Origin of the sequence: Vibrio ouci (assembly GCF_004551525.1) — a bacterium.
GTDB classification, from domain to species: domain Bacteria; phylum Pseudomonadota; class Gammaproteobacteria; order Enterobacterales; family Vibrionaceae; genus Vibrio; species Vibrio ouci.
Window position 1 is genome coordinate 1 of the sequence record NZ_SATR01000158.1, and the last position, 1704, is coordinate 1704.

Annotated in this window: 2 protein-coding genes; both read right to left on the minus strand. The window is 36.4% G+C overall.

Annotated elements, in window-relative coordinates:
- Positions 1 to 238: 238 nt before the first annotated feature.
- On the minus strand, positions 239 to 853 hold the full coding sequence (locus ELS82_RS24695; RefSeq protein WP_134837735.1) for a hypothetical protein: 615 nt from the start codon (positions 851 to 853) through the stop codon (positions 239 to 241).
- Positions 854 to 988: 135 nt separating this feature from the next.
- The gene (locus tag ELS82_RS24700; protein ID WP_134837736.1) at positions 989 to 1552 is read right to left on the minus strand and encodes a hypothetical protein; all 564 of its coding nucleotides are present in this window, start codon (positions 1550 to 1552) and stop codon (positions 989 to 991) included.
- Positions 1553 to 1704: the final 152 nt, after the last annotated feature.

A 1704-nucleotide genomic window follows, 5' to 3' on the forward strand; every position in this document is an offset into this window, starting at 1 on the left:
TTCTTTAGATACGCACTACTGTCAGTTTTTGCTTCTTCATAAAGCTCTAAGCCATCAGCAATACAGGACTCAACGTAGTCTTTAAACTGGTCTTGATGACCTACTTTCGCTTTCGTAATTTCCATTTTACTCCTAAGCACATAACGCCGCATTAAGGTGTGAGCGACGCTTGGTTATACTTGAGCGAAGCGAAACTGCCAAGCGTTGCGAATCACTTTTAAATGCTTTGTTAGCAGTACTATTTCACTTTAACTTCATTGAGTCTATTTCTAATGACATCACAAGCTGAGTTGATAAGGTCGACAATTTCACGTCTGTTAACTTGAGCTTCTTTGTAATACTCTGAGTTCTTTCGTTCGATATACTCGCTATCAATGCTTTCATGACGGCACTTTTCACACACACGATCTAAGGCTTCATAAATATCTTGAGGGTAAAAAGGTTTGTTGTGTTCGAGAACTTTGTACATTTCATTGAACTTTACCGCAAATGACTGCAAGCGTTCCCGAATTCTGTCTTCTTGTGATTGATTTGGATCGACATAATCCATAAATGGGCGTAAGTGCATAGTTGCACTTTTTAACTCTATAAGCGAAGCCCAAATGTCACGATAAACCTTATATTCATGCTCTAGCTGAACTTGAGAGATGTATGTGGCACTTTGTAACTCAGCTTCAAGTTTTTTGTTAGTCGTATCTAGTTCTGTCTTTAAAGACAGGAGATCTTTTTGCAGTTCTGCTTTGTTTTTTTCAACTATTCGACTGACCCAAATTTTACTAATAAAGGCAAAAAGGGCAGCTAAAACAACAGTATCTCCACCAAGCACACCAATAATATGTTCCAAAATTTCCACTGAATTTCCTTTGTACTGCTAACGCCAAATTAAGTAGTGAGCAACGCTACCACTAACCTAACCCATTGTGCCGTAAACACTAAAACTGATTCAAACCGAAAATGCCAAGCGTTGCGAATCTGCTTAAATTTATTGTTATGTCATTTTATGATTGAAGATGTCAATTGGATTACCTTCTAAAGTGCTTTGGGCTAACTTAAGATTATTCTGAAGTGACTCTTCTATGTTTTCCAATAATATGACATTGGACGAATAAATCGATTCAACTGTTGTATTACGCTTATCTAAATTATCGAAGTCTGCTTTAAAATTCGCTTCAAACTCCGATAACAATTCATCTACTTGAACATAATAGTTGTGTAGATGACGAAGATTATCTTTTTCAATAGTAGTTAATTTGGGTAATGCTATACAAAACTGAGACTTAAACTCAATAGTTGAAAAAGAAGGACATTTAGGTGACAAAAAACGGTTCATTTTTAGAGCATGGATTACTTCTTTTAGTATTTCGATCTTGTCTTCGGACTGACGACTATTAAATCGCAGTTCATCCAGCAAGACTTGCTTTGCTGTATCTTGTTTTTTTAAGTCCTTTCTGTAATTCCAGTATGTATTGAGGAAAAAACCCATTAAGAGACCTAACAAAGTCCATGTCCCTCTATGGTCAAGCATTGATAATATTTTAACTACTAACTCCATAAGTTTCCCCTTTGACATAACGCCAAATTAAGTAGTGAGCAACGCTGCCACCTACCTAAAGCATTGTGCCGTAAACACTAAAGTTGATTCAAACCAAAAGTGCCAAGCGTTGCGAATCTGCTTAAATTTATTGTTATGTTTTACCACAAACA